The 15,818-nt window shown below is 42.3% G+C and carries 16 protein-coding genes and 1 pseudogene; 16 read left to right on the top strand and 1 reads right to left on the bottom strand.

Translation table 11 applies throughout. From position 1 onward, the window contains the following. On the bottom strand, positions 1-308 hold a 308-nt coding region (locus tag ACFINW_RS07855), incomplete at its 3' end, for an Arm DNA-binding domain-containing protein (protein WP_375674074.1). Positions 309-483: 175 nt separating this feature from the next. On the opposite strand from ACFINW_RS07855, the pseudogene ACFINW_RS07860 reads away from it, so the two are divergent. The 16 genes and pseudogenes from ACFINW_RS07860 to ACFINW_RS07935 all read left to right on the top strand — a co-directional run. Beyond that, positions 484-1,749: pseudogene (locus ACFINW_RS07860) on the top strand (phage portal protein); the annotation flags it as partial. A 13-nt stretch (positions 1,750-1,762) separates the two neighbouring features. Continuing rightward, positions 1,763-2,656: a hypothetical protein gene (locus ACFINW_RS07865; protein ID WP_375674076.1), complete on the top strand. Its 894-nt coding sequence runs from the start codon at positions 1,763-1,765 to the stop codon at positions 2,654-2,656. A gap of 92 nt (positions 2,657-2,748) precedes the next feature. After that, a complete protein-coding gene (locus ACFINW_RS07870) occupies positions 2,749-3,876 on the top strand; it encodes a N4-gp56 family major capsid protein (RefSeq protein ID WP_375648013.1) in 1,128 nt (375 codons plus the stop codon). A 20-nt stretch (positions 3,877-3,896) separates the two neighbouring features. Continuing rightward, a complete protein-coding gene (locus tag ACFINW_RS07875) occupies positions 3,897-4,277 on the top strand; it encodes a hypothetical protein (protein ID WP_375637190.1) in 381 nt (126 codons plus the stop codon). Positions 4,278-4,288: 11 nt separating this feature from the next. Next, a complete protein-coding gene (locus tag ACFINW_RS07880) occupies positions 4,289-4,669 on the top strand; it encodes a hypothetical protein (RefSeq protein ID WP_375674078.1) in 381 nt (126 codons plus the stop codon). Positions 4,670-4,680: 11 nt separating this feature from the next. Beyond that, positions 4,681-5,388, top strand: coding sequence for a hypothetical protein (locus ACFINW_RS07885; protein ID WP_375674080.1), 708 nt, complete (start codon positions 4,681-4,683; stop codon positions 5,386-5,388). A 1-nt stretch (position 5,389) separates the two neighbouring features. Continuing rightward, complete coding sequence (locus tag ACFINW_RS07890) at positions 5,390-6,847, top strand: hypothetical protein (protein WP_375674082.1); 1,458 nt, start codon at positions 5,390-5,392, stop codon at positions 6,845-6,847. After that, positions 6,847-7,272: a hypothetical protein gene (locus tag ACFINW_RS07895; RefSeq protein WP_375610955.1), complete on the top strand. Its 426-nt coding sequence runs from the start codon at positions 6,847-6,849 to the stop codon at positions 7,270-7,272. Before ACFINW_RS07890 ends, ACFINW_RS07895 begins: the two co-directional genes overlap by 1 nt. A 1-nt stretch (position 7,273) precedes the next feature. After that, complete coding sequence (locus ACFINW_RS07900) at positions 7,274-8,110, top strand: hypothetical protein (protein WP_375632654.1); 837 nt, start codon at positions 7,274-7,276, stop codon at positions 8,108-8,110. A gap of 7 nt (positions 8,111-8,117) precedes the next feature. Next, entirely contained in the window at positions 8,118-9,575 is a 1,458-nt protein-coding gene (locus ACFINW_RS07905; RefSeq protein ID WP_375628930.1) for a hypothetical protein, read from the top strand. An 8-nt stretch (positions 9,576-9,583) separates the two neighbouring features. Beyond that, positions 9,584-11,734, top strand: coding sequence for a glycine zipper family protein (locus tag ACFINW_RS07910; RefSeq protein ID WP_375637171.1), 2,151 nt, complete (start codon positions 9,584-9,586; stop codon positions 11,732-11,734). Further along, positions 11,731-12,381 carry a transglycosylase SLT domain-containing protein gene (locus ACFINW_RS07915; RefSeq protein WP_375621734.1) on the top strand — a complete coding sequence of 217 codons (651 nt, stop codon included), beginning with the start codon at positions 11,731-11,733 and terminating at the stop codon, positions 12,379-12,381. The genes ACFINW_RS07910 and ACFINW_RS07915 overlap by 4 nt, the downstream gene beginning before the upstream one ends. A 12-nt stretch (positions 12,382-12,393) precedes the next feature. Further along, complete coding sequence (locus ACFINW_RS07920; RefSeq protein WP_375621735.1) at positions 12,394-13,398, top strand: phage tail protein; 1,005 nt, start codon at positions 12,394-12,396, stop codon at positions 13,396-13,398. 8 nt (positions 13,399-13,406) lie between these two features. Next, positions 13,407-14,420 (top strand): phage tail protein, encoded by a 1,014-nt coding sequence (locus tag ACFINW_RS07925; RefSeq protein ID WP_375621736.1) that lies wholly within the window; start codon positions 13,407-13,409, stop codon positions 14,418-14,420. A gap of 7 nt (positions 14,421-14,427) precedes the next feature. Beyond that, the gene (locus ACFINW_RS07930) at positions 14,428-15,561 is read left to right on the top strand and encodes a phage tail protein (protein ID WP_375674085.1); all 1,134 of its coding nucleotides are present in this window, start codon (positions 14,428-14,430) and stop codon (positions 15,559-15,561) included. Between the two features lie 9 nt (positions 15,562-15,570). Continuing rightward, positions 15,571-15,804: a hypothetical protein gene (locus ACFINW_RS07935; RefSeq protein ID WP_375674087.1), complete on the top strand. Its 234-nt coding sequence runs from the start codon at positions 15,571-15,573 to the stop codon at positions 15,802-15,804. Positions 15,805-15,818: the final 14 nt, after the last annotated feature.

A 15,818-nucleotide genomic window follows, 5' to 3' on the forward strand; every position in this document is an offset into this window, starting at 1 on the left:
GCAATATCTTTTAAGTAATGGAGATTGCTTATTGCCTCACGCTTTTGTTTTTCACGTTCTTTAATAGGGTCACGCCCTTCACGTAAAACAGCCCGCCACCCAGTTGCCAATTCACGGGCTTGTTTTAAAGAGACATCTCTTAAAGCACCCAAGCCCATTTCGCGACGCCGCCCATGAATGGTATAACGATACAGCCATTGAGCACCTCCATCTTTACGCTTATGAAGAAGCAAGCCGGCACCATCATTATATTTGCCAGTTCCCAATGTTGCGACAGATCTTGCATTAAGACGATTCATAAGAACCATTTTTACTCCTTTCTGCTATAGTTTTTACCCACACATCAACCCCGCTTGTGACGTGCAAGCAAGTGATTTTGATTGATTCAAGATACACAGATTTAAGATGAGAGAATCTTACGTTATTCAGGGTTCTCATTCAATATGAATAACGCTAGATTATGATTATAAATCAATGCCTTGAACGCTTGTTGAATGCCGTTGGTTTGAAAGCGAGCGATATTACAAAGCGCCCGATTTAAGCACTGGAGAATTTCGTGATTATAGCGAGGAAGAATTTAAACAGCTTCAATGTATGATGCCTAATATTCAAGGAGCGGCTTTTAATAAAAAGGTTGTAAGGCGTGCTTTTTTAGGGAGGAAATTGCTTGAATCCCCCGATCAACCTTTAGTTCCAGCTGGTCAATTGGGTTGGGAGTGTATAACGGGGTATTTTGACAAGATAGAACGGCAATTTTATGGGGTTGTGCGTCCTACAAAAGACCCGCAACGGTGGGCGAATAAGTACTTTAGTCAAGTGATGTATATCCTTAATAGCCAATCCAAAGGCGGGATAATGGCAGAGAGTGGTGCATTTAAGGATGAGAGAGAAGCAGCAAAAAGTTTAAGCCGATCAGACAGTATTACATGGGTTAAACCTAACGCATTGGCAGGTGGTAAAATACAACCAAAGCCTGTAGCACAGTTTCCAGAGGGCTTTTTCCAGCTGTTTAATGAAGCTAAGGAAGCAATTAATCAGGTGACGGGTTTATCACCCGAATTCATTGGTACAAGGGAAGTGACACAAGCGGGTATTTTGGAGGCACAACGACGCCAATCCAGTTTAAATCTGCTTGCTTGTCTGTTTGATGGTTTACGTTTGTACCGCAAGCGGCAAGGTAAGATTATTTTGCACTTGATACAGAATTACTTGTCCGATGGGCGTTTGGTACGGATATCTGGTGAGGAGAATGCGCAATATATTCCATTGACACGTGAAGAAGTAACGAGTGTCGAGTATGACATTGTTGTTGATGATGCGCCAACCAGCCCGAATGAGAAAGAGCGCACCTTCGGTATCATCACACAACTGCTTCCATTGCTTCAAAATGCGATTACGCCGGATATTATGCTTGATCTACTTCGTTATTCTCCATTGCCGGCGTCATTGCTTAATCGCGTCAGTGAGAAGTTCCAACAGCAACAAATGGCACAACAACAGCAGATGGACCCCGAGCAGGAAATGAAGTTGCAGGAAAAGCAACAAGACTTAGAGACGAAAGCACAGATGCATCAGATGGATTTGCAACAAAAGCAGATTGATCTGTTTGTGCATCAAGAGAGAGCAAAAACAGACGCGGAACTGATGAAGCAACGCTATGAGATTGAACGGCAGAAGCTTCTCAATACTCAGGCACACAATCAGATCATGCGAGAGCGAATAGCATTACACAGAGGTATGCATAGTTGAGAGAGGTGAAAGAATGAATGCAGAAATGAATGAAGGTAGGAATGAAGATTACAGAGTTGGAGCACCGGTCTTTGATGATGAGAGCTCTTTTGATGCTGGCACTTATGATGGTGAAACGATTGATAATGATGACATTACGTCTCCAGAGCCGGTTGTGCAGCCCGTTGAAAAGCCTTCAGAGATTGTTCCTAGTATAGAACAGCAGCGTATGGAGCAACAAGCCAAACAAGCCCGTGAAGCGCTTGTAAAGTTTTATGAACCCCAATCCCAGACGCCAATGGTTGAAGGTGAAAATGCACCCCCAGACCTACGTGAGGACCCTGTTCGTTTAGTGGCGTGGATGTTAGATAAGATTCAAAAGCAAGATGCGTATATTAGGGAACAGAAAGAAGCGCTAAGACAAGCTGAGGAACAGCAGCAGCACGATATGCGTCTTGGTGAATTTTTTAATAATTCTGTTAAGTCGTTTCAAAATAAATCCAGTGATTTTGATGCCGCGGCAAATTTTCTTTATGAGGCACGCGCAAAGGAATTGAGTTCTTGGTCATCACTTTATCCTGAGTATGGACAACAAAACACAATAGATGCGATTATAAGAGATCAATTGCATGCGCTTGTAGCGACTTGTGCACAAAGAGATCTCAATCCGGCAGAAGAAATTTATAGAATAGCACAAAATCTTGGCTATCAGAACCAAGCAGTGCAAGCGAATAATCAAGTTGCAGAACTTCAAAGTCGGCAGAATTCTGCGCGGACTTTGACAGCATCTGGTGGAGGAGGGAGTACTGGACCAATGACTTTAGCAAGCATTGATAGGATGTCAGAAGAAGAATTTGACGTTTGGATATCCAATCCGAAAAATAAAGCGATTTTTCGGCAATTACACGGTGCAGGTAACGGGTATTAAGAGTGCATTTTATAGAAATTAGTCTGTTTTATACAGGGCTATGATCCGGCTTTTAAGCCGGTTTTTTTTTACAGCAAAGAAAGGTAAAATCAATGGCATTAACAACAGTTAGAGCAGATGATCCTCATGCGATAAGCACGTGGTCAAAATTATTAAATACAGAAGTTTCAAAGGCGATACCTATTGCCCCTCTTATAGGCAGGGGTTCAAACAGCATTATTCAACTTAAAACTGAAACACAGAAGGGCAGAGGGGATTGTGTTACATTTAGCTTACGTACACAGCTTTTGGGACGGGGAGTTACCTCAGGACAGACGCTTGAGGGGAATGAAGAGGCATTACAATTCCTTCATGACAGACTCTATATTGACGAGCTTTCGCATGCAGTTCGTGTAGAAAATGAAGGTAGTATAGCGCAACAACGTACAACGTTTGATTTGCGTGACGAAGCAAAAGATGGCTTAGTTGATTGGTATGCAGATCGCTTAAGCTTGATGTTTTTCATTCAAGCTTGCGGATATACAGCAAGGACAATCTCTTTTGAAGATCGGATGATAGATATCGAGAATGTGCATTATGGATTTAATGAACCTCTGGCACCAAGTAGTAAGCGAATTATCCGTCCAGATGGTAAAACCAAGGATGAAGATCTCAGTGAAGCGCCAAAACACAGCTTTAGTTTGAAGCTTATTGACGAAGCTGTAAAAATGGCGAAACTTGCTAATCCCAAAATTCGACCAGTACGTGTGAATGGGGAGAGTGTTTATGTTCTCTATTTGCACCCAACACAAGTGATGCAATTGCGCACCAATACAGAGACTGGACAGTGGCTTGATATTCAGAAAGCTGCTTATACGGGTTCGCGCGCGAAGAACCCGATTTTTGATGGTTCTCTTGGCATGTATAATGGTGTGATTTTACGTGAATCTGAACATGTCACTCATGGGGTTAAATCTACCGATCATACAGCGAAAAAAAGTGTGCGTCGTGCTGTTTTTCTTGGAGCACAAAGTATCGTTATGGCTTTTGGAAATAATCGCAATGTCAATCGCTATAAATTGGTGGAAGAGCATTTCGACTATCAACGTTACTATGGTTTGTCTGCGAAAACACTGATTGGCATGAAGAAAACCCGTTTCAAATTTCCAAATAGCTCTCAAGCAGCGCAAGATTTTGGAACGATTGTTATCCCCACCTACAGTGGTGAACCTGATAATTAATCATAGGGAGGAAGCAAGACATGGCAGATCAATTACCACCTCCACTACAGGGGAGAAATCTTCACACCCAACAGGTGAGTTTCTTACGTTTGAATATCTCGCATAAAGATAAGCATCTCACAACGAAAATAGGGATATTACCTCGTGGCGCTTTGATCACTTCGATGAAGGCTTTTGTCAAGACCGCGTTTTCTGAGGCAAAATTAAAGATAGGCAGCACCTATGGAGGCAATGAGTTCAGTGAAAAAGACATCAAAGCCCAGGGCACGCAAGATTTTACGCCAACAGATCAAAAGTCTTTTGTTGCAGATGATAAGGAGATGACCCTTTATGCAACACGGGATAAAACCACCGATGCTGGTGAATGTATTGTGGTTGTGCAATTCGTGACAAATCATTGAGGGGATAAGAGATGGCAGATTATTTACCACAGCCCTTGCAAGGGAGAAATCTTCATACCCAGCAGGTAAGCTTTTTGCGGCTTAATTTTAGCTATGAAGATAAAGAAAACGCTATGAGAATAGGTACGCTACCTCGTGGTGCTTTGATTACTTCAATTAAAGTGTTTGTTAAGACAGCATTTTCGGACACGAAGGTAAAAATAGGGTGCACTGCTGGCGGCAATGAGTTTGGTGAAGCAGAAATCAAACAACAGGCAGTAAAAGAGGTTAAGCCCACCAATCAGAAGGAATTTGTCCCTTATGATGAAGAGGTCACTCTCTATGCTAAAGCGGACAAAACAGTACAAGCTGGTCAAGCAAGTATAGTCGTTGAATTTGTGACTAATCACTGAGAGGTATTTTGATGACACGTCATTATATTCGGGTTAAAACCGGAGGACCGATACCAGTAAAGCGAGATGTTTATCGTCATAAGAGAACACTTTCGCACTTAGTGTCGGTCATTCAAGATGAGATTGATGACATAGCCGATGAGTATGTTCAACAAATCCAAGAAAGCATTTTTGCAGCTATTCGTTTTTGTGAACGGGAGACCTTTTACTTTAACGAAAGCCGTGATGTGGTGTTTGAGACACGGGCGGGACAAGGTGTTTATGATGCAAGCACTACCCGCCCTATTGAAACAGCTGTTAAAATAAAAAACGTTTATCTAAGCTCTGATCAACATCATAAGTTTGCATTGGAGTGTAAGGATCATGTTTCTTTAGAGCCTTTGTTATCATCAGAGCAGCAAGGAACGCCGGTTTGTTACAGTTATTTTGATAGGAAATTACATCTTTATCCCACGCCGGATAAAGCCTATCAGATTCAACTCATTCTCTCTCCCTTGCGTTTATCAGAAATAGAAAGTGTCGATGAGGAGCATCCATGGTTTGTGCACGCGTTTGATTTGATTAAGGCGCGTGCAAAATACGAACTTTACAAGAATATCTTGAAAGACCCCGATTGTGCAACGGCAGCTTACAATGACTTTAACGAACAGTTGAATGAATTGCGTGCAGAGACGTCTCAACGTCATAACGTGACCAGAATAATACCAACGGATTTTTAAGATGGTTTATTTTCCTATAGCCGATTACAGACCAGATGTTGCGGTTGTCAACGGCAGCTTTACGGATAGCCTTGTGAATGTTTTACCAGCAGATGGCGGTTATATACCCATGCCTAGTGCAATGGTTGTGTCTCATGCTTTGGAAGAAAAGCCTTTGGGGTGCATAGCGTTTAGAAGTGGCAATGGTGTTAAGATAATCGTAGGAGGCAAGCAAAAGCTTTACAGTTATGATAGTCAAACGAAGGGGTGGAAGGACATAAGTCAAAGTGGTGTGACTTATCATGCGCATGAAGATAATCAATGGTCGTTCGCTTTGTTTGGTCAAAGAATTATTGCGGTGAATAAAAATGATAAACCACAAGTTTTTAATACCCATAGTTCTGAACGATTTGAAGATTTAGGAGGCAATCCCCCGAAAGCAGGCTTGGTGAAGGTTTGGGGACCTTTTGTTTGTTTGATGCAATTGACAGATCACCCCAATCGCATTCATTGGTCAGGTTTGGAAGATGCAACCCATTGGACAGTTAAGCAGAAAGATTGCGATTTTCAAGATTTTCCAGATGGAGAATATGTTCAAGGGTCTACGGAATCGACTAATCCCCTCATTTTTATGCGTTCTGCTATTTATGCAGGAACCTTTGTTGCGGGTTCTAAGATTGTGTTTACGTTTCAAAAGATACAAGACAAGCGCGGAGCCCGTAGTGCGTCCTCTATAGCATGTCGAGGGAGTGATGCTTTTTTTGCGAGTGATGGTGGTTTTTATCAGATGAGTTTGGATGGTCAACTTTTGCCGATAGGCTTTGAGAAAGTTGATAGAACAGTTTTTAAAACCTTTGATAAGTTTGCTCTTGATGAGATGCAAGGGGTTATAGATCCCATTGATAACCGGATTTACTGGTCCTTAAAGAGAGGCAATAACGAGCAAACGACCTTTGTTTATGATTGGGGATTGCAGAAATGGTCGACGCTACAGGGAAAACCTTTCACGTTGTTTCCAGTATTTACGACAGGTTATACTTTAGAACAGTTAGATGAGATCTCGATCAATCTTGAGACATTGCTGGCTTCTTTAGACAGCCCTCGTTGGCAAAGTGGCGCCCCAATGCTTGGTGCTTTTGATGATGAAAATCGGCTTGTTATGTTTACGGGAGCACCGATGGAGGCAACGGTTGTTTCGCAAGAATTGGGAGCACCAGATGGAAGTTTTAACTTTATCACGAAGATGTTTGCTGAAGTTGATACGACGGAAGGTCTTTTAAGCATAGGAGAGCGTCGGCTTCGCAATCATCAGACGCCGATTACATGGCACCAAGAGAGGGCATGTTCATATGTCACGGGTGCTTATCATGGTCGTTCGCGCAATCGTTATCACCGCTTTAAATTGCGTATTCCTACAAATGAACCTTGGACGGCAATTACGGGGTTTAACGTGGATTTACGTCCTTTAGGCAGAGGGTAATGGCAAAAGTCTTTTTGACCACGTCTTGGGATATGGAGCGTATAGCACCATACCTTGAAGACATCATTGCGTCGTTTCGCGAGTATGTGGAACGTTTTAAACATGAAATCACGTTGCAAGAGCTCCTTGAAGCGATTTGCAGTGGCAAGAAACAGTTATGGCTTGTTTTGGATGATGACGAGCGCTTTTTAGCGGCATTCACGACCCAGATACAACAGACAGTTTTAGGAAAGAAGCGCGCTCTGATTTGTGAATGTAGTGGCAAGGGCGTTCTTGATCAAGTTGATAATTTGACATTTGTAGAGGATTGGGCGCGTGAGAATGGGGCTTTTGAGATAGAGATTTTAGGGCGTTTAGGTTGGAAACGTGCACTGAACAAACAAGGTTATGGCATAGATATGCTTTATTATAGGAAGGAATTGTGACATGGGGAGCAGTAGACCAGCAACGACAGAACAGAAGCAGGTGCAGACAAGTGCCCCTCCTGCTTGGATGCAGAATGTCTTTAAGCGAGGTGGTGCGGATGCGTATAATCTGTATGATACAGGGGCGGGTGGGAATGTTTATGGCGGTCCTCGTGTAGCGCCGTTAAGTGATCAAACGCGCTATGGAATTGGTGGTCTTGGAAGTATTCCACAGCATTATCAAAATCGCTCTTTGATGAATACGATTTACAATCCAACGTTGACAGCAAGCAATCTTGGAAGAGTGGCTTCTGGTGATATGGTTGGACAGAATCCGTCTTTTAATGCCGCCCTTCAAAATAGCTTAGACCGTGTAAGAGATACGATTAACAGCTCTTTTGCAGGTGCGGGTCGTTATGGGTCCGGTGCACATGCAGGTGTATTAGCAAATGAACTTGGTGCTTTGTCCACAAGTGCTACAGCAGACCAGTATAATCGTGATGCGGATCGCATGATGCAAGCCAATGCCATGATAGACCAAGCCAATCAAAATCAATTGGGCGCCTCAAATAACTTCTTACAGGGTTATGGGAATGCCTATTCCAATGCCATACAAGGGGGAGGTGTGCTTGATGCCCACAATCAACGCCTTGTTGATGCCAATAGAGAACGTTGGCTGGAACAAGACAATAGCGGTTGGAATAGGTTGAATATGCTTATGAACGCCGGTCATGGCTTTGCAAGAAATTACGGTACGACAACGAATAATGTGTCAGAATCTAAGATGCATGGTAACGACCCTTGGAAGAACGCTATAGGGATTTTAGCTAGTATTGCTAATTTTGCAGGAAAAAAGTGAGGTAGTTATGCAAAATAGTAACGATAACATTTTATCAAGACTTCTTAAGTCTATGCATGTAATGAGCCAATATGTACCACGTATACGTTTCAACGATCTAGAAGACGCCAAACAACAGGCAAATAATTTACCTTATTTAACCCCTTCTTCCCCTATAGCAACTTTTGGTTCACAATCAAATCCTTTAGGTTTAGCTAAAAATACTTCACCTTTACCAGATGTAAGTTCGTCTTTAAGATCGGCAGGCAGAAAACCGTATGTACCGTCTTCAGTCCCTTCTTTACCAGTAGCGACCTTTGGTTCACAACCAAATCCTTTAGGTATTGAACCTTTGCCTAATGCAATTGAAACTTCAGATTTGGCATCATTGAAACCAAAGCAGTCTCAATTACCAGAGCCTATTTCATCTGTAGAACCACAGAAGTCTGTACAGCCACAACAGAGTACTGTTCCTCACCAAGATACTGGTTCTCAACAGAGTTTTTGGGATTACTTGCGTAGTCCTGAGTTTTTACAAAGATTATCAGATTATGGGATTGGTTATGCATTATCAGATGGGACGATAGCACAAAGTTTAGCGAATGCAGCTATGAATCTTCGTCGTGGTGATATGGAAAGAGAAAAAAGAGGACAGGTTAATCAGACCGTCGAATACCTAAAATCTAAAGGGTACAGTGAAGAAGAAGCTGCTATTATGGCACGTAATCCGCAAATGCTTAGTGCGATGCTAACAGGTGGTGATAAACCTCAGTTAGATAAAGGTTATGAATGGGATCCCAATTCACAACTAGGTGAACGTAGAGCGAGACCGGTTAAGGGGTCGATGCAGGAACTTGAGTATAATCAAAAACTACAAGCCCAGAAAGAGTGGGAGCATAAAAAGAGAAAAAATATGCTTCTCACCAAACAGCAGGCACGCATAGGAATAAATGCTATTCAGGATGCTATTAAAATTATAAAAGAAGGCTTTGCGACAGGATTTGTTGGGTGGGGATCGAGAAATGTTGGAGGATCTCCTGCATATGAATTAGAAAAATTATTTGATACGATTAAGGGTGGTGCTTTAAAGGCGGTATTTGAGAGCTTAAAATCGATGGATCCTAAAGGAAATCTTAGTGTTGGTCCTATATCAGATCAAGAAAGCCGTAATATGATAGCAACTTTTGGTTCTTTGGATGCTGGACGTAAGGAAGAAGGATTATTAAAAACTTTAGGAATGCTTGAAAAAACATTAGTTGCTTTAAATAAACTTGATGAGACCCAATTATATAATTGGGTAACAGGGCAGCCTATCAATACGCCTAAAGAAATCTCTGATCAATATTTCGCAGATTCGCCGATGTCACAAGGAGGTAGTGAAAATATTCCTATAGTGAAAAGTACAGAAGAGATTGCAGCTCTACCAAAAGGACAAAAATTTTTTATTATTGATGCCAATGGTAAAGCGGTTCCTTTTATAAAATAGGTTGTGCTATGTATGAATATAAGAATTATGATAAATCACTTCTTCCAGAATGGGCTAGGAAATATAAGGTAATTGGTCCACCCCAAGATATTTCAAATATTCAAACAGCTACAGATTATCCTGAATATAAAGATTATGATAAATCACTTCTTCCAGAATGGGCTAGGAAATATAAGGTAATTGGTCTACCCCAAGATATTCCAAATCATTCATCTTTTGCAGATTTTCATGGCAGTCAAGACCCCAAAACTACAACAGATGATTTTTCATTTGATGATAAAGATCTTACGTGGTGGGATGCACTAAGGAGTCATGGGATATCTGGTTTGACAGCAGGGTATAGTGATGAGATACAAGCGGCGAATGAAGCAGGTTTTACGGATTATTGGCGTGGTGATAAGAAAGCAGTAGAGGTTTATAACAGAAGAGTAGCCAAGGAGCGCGCTTACCTAAAAGCCTTAGAAAAAAAATATCCATGGTTGTCTTCTGGTGCTTATATTGCTGGTTCGATTTTACCAACATTAGCATCTTTGGGTATTCCCGCATTAAATTTTTTGCGAGCAGGCTCGACTTTAGGAAGTTTAGGTAGGGGAGCTATTGTTGGGGCAGGTTCTGGAGCTTTACATGGTTCTGGTGCAGGAAAAGGTTACAATGATACGGTGAATTCGGCATTAGCCGGTGGTGTTGGTGGGGCAGTTTTGACGCCGGTTGCTGCTTTAGGAGGTATGGGTATTTCTAAGGCAGTTCGTAGTTTAGGAAATTCTTTAAAATCACCTCCTGTCGTGAGGAATTATTTTAATCCTGCTCGTAAAGAGGTTTCAAATAAAGCTTTGAGAGAAGTTGCCAAGCAACTTTACGATAATAAAACCCAAAAGATCACGGAACGTCTTAGTTCAGAACCTCACGAAGTATTTTTGACAGATATTAATGAAAAACTACGACAGACTTTGTGGAATGCGTCTAAAACAAATGAAGATGTTTATAATCTCTTGAAACAAGCGCATGAGAAAAGATTAGGCGGTTCTGTTCAACGTCTTGATGATATGATGGAGCAGACAATTGTTCCATACCAGCATAGCGATACTTTAAGCAGGACGCTTAAACAGCAAGGGAAAGAAGCGCATGATCATCTTTATGAACAAGCAAGGCAAACGCCGATAGGACGAGAGTATTATCCGGCTCTTAATAAACTTTTTGAAAATAAAGGGTTTCAAAAAGCTCTTAAAGAAGCTGTCAATACTTTAGAGGAACACCCCCTCAGTATAAATCCTAGACGATTTTATGATAGAAGGTTTAGTAGTATAAACTATAAACCTACGATAGAGTTATTAGATCAAACTAAGCAGTCTCTTGATGATTTAATCGAAAAAAGTAAGAAACATGGCGATAACCAAAAGATTTTAGGATACGAAGTCCTCAAACAAAATTTGGTAAAAATAATGGACGAAATCTCTCCTACGTACAAAGCAGCACGCGGTAGTGCGGCAAAATTCAAAAACTTTGCAGATAGCTTTGAGGAAGGTAGACAAGCTTTTGGAACAAAGCTTGAAAAGAGTTTTGAAAGGGATGCAGTTCAGGAAAATCTTTCTAAAGGGAATTGGACAAAACAAAATAATACCTATCAGATGGGTATGAGAGATGCCTTAGATGATTTACTCAGAAAAAATGATGACCCTATTAATGAATTTTCTAAACTTTTAAAACAAAATCTTGCGTCTGAGAATCTTGAAAGGACCATAGGACCGGAACGGTTTTCTACTTTTAAAAAGGCAGTAGATCAGGAGCAATTCTATTCTGATGCAGCAAAAGAGGGTTTTAGCAAATTTGAAGGCACTCCTGAGTTTTCTGTTTTTGATGGAGTTCGTGTACCACATAGTATTCCTGATATACCAGCTCAAGGCTTAAAATTAGCACGAAACATATTTTTTCATCCGAATGCACCAGAGGCGCTACGAGCAAGACAAGAGCTAGAGCGCGGAATAGCGAAGTTAGCAACTTTTGGCGTTAAAGGAATGGAGCGCAATGAAATTGCCAAATTGATTCAAAGTGCTTTGAAGTGGCATAAAGCCGGTGTGATAACGGATGAAGGCTTGAAGATTGTTTCTAGAGCTGTAGCAAAAGGGTTAGGTCCTAGTGCTTCAATAGAGTATGCGAAATGACCCGTTATAGTCCTGCTGTTAATCAAGCAATACGGCAAACGGCAGTGCGTTATGGTTTGCCAGAGAGTTATTTGTACCGTGTTGCGCAAGTGGAAAGTGGAGGCAATCCGAATGCAAGGAATCCCCGTTCTTCTGCGGGTGGGTTGTACCAATTTATAGACAGCACCGCCAAGCAATATGGTTTGCAGGATCGTTTTGATCCCATGCAAGCGGCTGATGCCATGGGGCGGTTGACGCTTGATAATCGCAATCATTTAAGCCGCCTGTTGGGAAGAGCGCCTAGTGAAGCGGAATTGTATTTAGCCCATCAACAAGGAGCAGGAGGAGCCGCGCGGCTTCTTCAAAATCCCCATGCCAATGCGGCGCAAATTGTTGGGAGCAATGCGGTTGGCTTGAATGGTGGAAACAACGCTATGCGTGCAAGTGATTTTGTCAACCGTGTATTACAGATGTATGGGGGGCAGCCTCATAGAGCAAGTCCTACAGCGCAGGGTGGCATTAGAAATAGAGACAACTTGTTAGAGGTTTTAAGGGCATTATTAGCATCACAAGAAGAGGCTTCGGAAGAAGAAGAGAGTGATGATGATGATAATCCTTTGATGACGCAATTCATGCGGGCGTTTTACGGACCATTTTACAGAAGCTAGGATTCACGAGAAATGTCAACGATTTATGATTGGTCGCTTAGAGCGGCGGATAATACGCGTTCTGATAATTTGATTGATTGGTCCGAAGGACAGCATCCTAGCAGTGTGAATACGAGCGCCCGTGTGATGATGCAGCGCATAAAGGAATACTTGTCAGACACGGGTGGAGAGCTTGAAGGCATTGTTACAAATGATCCTGTCCAACAAACGAGTGTGATAAGACTTGCAAGCACTTCACAGTTTTTAGAGTATAAGAATGGTATCGTTTTGCGCTTTATGGCTATGGGTAAGAATGTTGGAGCGACCACGATTGTCTTAAATGCTTTAGATGGCAAGCCGGTTTATAAGGCAACGGAATTAGGCATCAGTGCATTATCAGGAGGGGAAATCCAACAAGGGTGCATTTATACATTGTTTTATAATGGAGATCATTGGCATCTTGTTAATCCTACCCCACTCCCTTTAGAAGAAGAAGAAAGCAGTCTTTATCCCACGGGTTTTATAGGAACGTTTGGAATGCGCGGGATTCCAAAGGATTGGTTAATTTGCGATGGGAAGGCTTATTTGCGTCGTGATTATGGTGATTTATTTGAGACGATAGGAACGGTTTGGGGAGAGGGTGATGGCGCCACGACATTTAATGTTCCCGATTTTCGAGGGATGTTTTTACGAGGGCTTGATGGAGGGCGCAATATTGATGAGGGGCGTTCTTTTGCAAGTGTGCAAACAGATTTAATCGAGTCGCATCAACATCAAGGACAGAGCCTTTCGATGTCTCATTTTACCAGCAACGAAAACTTTTGGGATGGGAATACGACGGATGTGTTGGGCTATCGTCTAGGCTTGTTTGGGGGGAGCTCTCTAGCGAATTTTATGGGCATAGAGCGTGAGAATTTAGGGGGCTACATTGTAAGTTCTCATACTCTTGATGAGAACCAAGAGGTTGTTTTGGAGAGCACTGGTGAAGGCGAGACGCGTCCAGTTAATGTGAGTGTTCTGTTTGCGATTAAGACATGAGGTGTAAGATGTCGACGATCTATGATTGGTCTTTAAATGCCTCCTTGAATGCCTATTGTGATGATTTGATTGATTGGTCAAAAGGACAACGTCCTAGTAGTCTGAATAATAGTGCTCGTGTGATGATGCAACGTGTGCGTGAGTATTTATCGGATACGAGTGGTGTGATTGAAAGCACTTTTACGGTTGATGCTGAACACCAGACGACGTTGATAAGACTTCAAAGCCAATCGCAATTTTTAGAGTATAAGAATGGGATATCAATTTATTTTAAAGCGAAGGGCAAGAATGTTGGGGAAACCGCAATTGCCTTGAATGATTTGGCGGCTAAACCTGTTTACAAGGCGACGGAATTAGGTCTCCGTGTTTTATCGGGAGGCGAGCTTCAAAGGGGGTGCATTTATAGCTTGGTTTATAGGGATCATGCTTGGCAAGTTTTAAATCCTACGCCTCTCTCTTTATCGCAAGAGCCGGTTATCCCTGTTTATCCACTAGGGACGATAGGGATTTTTGGGATGCAAGTTTTGCCAGATGGCTGGTTACCATGTGATGGGAAGGCTTATTTGCGTAGTGATTATCCTGCTCTTTATGAAGCGATAGGGATCAGGTGGGGAGGCGCTGATAGTTGGACGAAGTTTAATGTTCCCGATTTGCGTGGTGTTTTTTTACGAGGTGTTGATGATGACCGCGAGATAGACCGCTTTCGTTATCTTGGCACTTTACAAAATGACGCAATGAGAAAGCATGACCATGGGGGTCAATCCTTTACGATTTTGAATGATGAAAATCAGGAAGAGAGTTGGCATGGTGATATGACGATCATCTGGGGATATGTGTTGAATGACCAGCAAAGATTGAAGCTTGCTGAACGTTTGGGCGTGAGAGCAGAGGATATACGCGTGCACCATAAGCTCGCCTTTCCCCATTCCCACCTTCACATGCGTGATGTTGCATTGGCAAGTTCAGGTATAAGTGAGACGCGCCCGATTAATATGAGTGTTGTGTTTGGAATCAAGACGTGAGGTTTAGATGTCCACGATTTATGATTGGTCTTTAACGGCATCTGAGAATGGTGGTGCTGATGCTTTAATTAATTGGTCAGAGGGACAGCACCCTAACACGGTTAATAATAGCGCTCGTTTTATGATGCAACGGGTAAGTGAGTATTTATCGGATACGGGGGGGGTGCTTGAAGGGATTGTGACGGTTGATAATAACCAAAAGACGAGCGTGATAAGGCTTCTAAGTCAATCGGCATTTTTAGAGTATAAGAATGGCATATCGGTTTGTTTTAAAGCGAAGGGCAAGAATGTTGGGGCGACAACAATTGCTTTAAATAATTTAGCCGATAAGCCCGTTTATAAGGCAACAGAAACCGGTTTATTAGCCTTATCGGGAGGAGAGATACAAGATGGCTGTCTTTATACGCTTGTGTATGATGAAGAGCTTACGGGTTGGCAAGTTCTCAACCCGACAAGGGGCAAAGTTTCTTCCTTAAAACGTTTACCTTCCGGTCTGATAGGACCGTTTGCAATGGAGCGCTTGCCGGATGGTTGGTTGCCATGTGATGGAAGTGCTTATTCACGGTATGTTTATTGGGATTTATTTTGTGTCATAGGAACGACGTGGGGAGAAGGAGATGGCGCCACGACGTTTAATGTTCCCGATTTTCGGGGGCTATTTTTACGGGGACTTGATAATGAACGCAATTTAGACCCTTGGCGTTCTTTTGCAAGTATACAACCCTGTTCTTTAAAAGCGCATGAGCATTTTATAGGTCCAGCGTCATCAGAAGGTCTTTCTTCTCGAAAAAAACGGGATGTTTCTTCTTCTGAAGCTCACTTGCAAAGGCGCAAGAGAGCTATAGACGAAGAGTGTGTAGGTTTGAGTGGGGATGCTTTGGACAAGTGTAATCAAGAATTTGACCAAATAGCAGGAAGTCCACAGGTAGAGACTCCCTTTTGGTTTACAGAAAAAGACAAGCCGCCGCGTTTACCTTGGTTTATCAGGAGCCCCTTTGCTAATTTTTTATATTATTCAACGCCTATAACGGCAGGTCTGAATGACAGAGAGCATCATGAACATCATCTCATGGCAGAGAGGGTTGGTGGTGTTGAAACGCGCCCCGTTAATGTGAGTGTAATTTATGGGATCAAGACATGAGGAGTTGAAATGTCATTAAAACCGTTTGCGATATCAGAGATTAGCGACCCGTCTCAAATACGGGTCGTTTTGTATTCTGGGGGAGGTTTTGTGCATGCGCCGCTTACTGGCGTTTTTGATTTACTGAAAGCCGCTTTGAAAACAGAGCTTGATGGTTCACTGAAAGATTTAGAGAAGCGCTTAGAGACCTTAAGAGAAGAGTTTGAAGATTTGAAAGAGTGTTCATTGGATGAAGCCCTCTGAATGAAGGAATAAAG

This window comes from Bartonella sp. AA18HLJMS, from assembly GCF_042197245.1.
GTDB lineage: Bacteria > Pseudomonadota > Alphaproteobacteria > Rhizobiales > Rhizobiaceae > Bartonella.